The organism is Oleiphilus sp. HI0066, from assembly GCF_001635725.1.
Window position 1 is genome coordinate 1 of the sequence record NZ_LWFH01000758.1, and the last position, 910, is coordinate 910.

Consider the following 910-nt stretch of genomic DNA (forward strand, 5'->3'; position numbering starts at 1 on the left):
GAGCAGGCGTTCGTAAATACGCTTAAGTCACTTGTGACTCATGTTTATGACACAGACAAAAATAAACCTAAGGGTTCAGTGGCGCGCATGTGGCCAATTGAAACGATGGTATTTTGGGTAGCTATTCTTCTTTGTGGCTATTTGATCGTTTATTACTTATAAGCGTTTAGCAGGTTGAAGTTCTCTAAGTTTCAACCTGCTCCATTCGCTATTTTCGTCCGTTTTTCGTAGTTCGATTAGTTCTATTTTGCTATTCTTCGCGACTAGATAAAGCTCGCTTCAACCAGAATACAAAAACCAATTTCCTATATGACAGTTAAAGATAAATCTCCTTCTAGTAAGGCTGCCCATACCCCTATGATGCAGCAGTACTTTCAAATCAAAGAACAACATGCTCACGAACTTGTTTTTTACCGAATGGGTGATTTTTACGAGCTGTTTTATGACGATGCCAAAACCGCAGCGCATTTACTTGATATTACCTTAACAGCGAGGGGCAAGTCTGGCGGAGAGCCAATTCCTATGGCCGGAGTTCCGTACCACGCTGCAGAGGGCTATATAGCGAAGCTAGTTAAGTGTGGTCTTTCAATTGCTGTTGCGGAGCAAATCGGCGATCCTGCAACAAGCAAAGGACCAGTTGAACGTAAAGTTGTGCGCGTGGTAACGCCAGGTAACCTTACCGATGAGGCGTTTCTTGATGAGCGCTCAGAAAATCTTTTAGGTGCGATCAGCCAAGTTCAGCAGGATATATTTGGTATCGCATGGCTAGAGCTATCATCTGGACGTTTTCACATCACGGAAGTTAAGGGGCTAAGTAATTTAGTTGCTGAAATACATCGCCTTAAACCTGCCGAGCTTCTTATTAGTGATGAGTTTCCTTTCGAGGATGCTCTTAACATCAAAACGTCTT

Annotated in this window: 1 pseudogene; it reads left to right on the top strand. The window is 43.0% G+C overall.

Features of this window, described 5'->3' with window-relative positions:
• Nucleotides 1-309: 309 nt before the first annotated feature.
• Nucleotides 310-910, top strand: a pseudogene (locus A3738_RS09155) (DNA mismatch repair protein MutS); the annotation flags it as partial.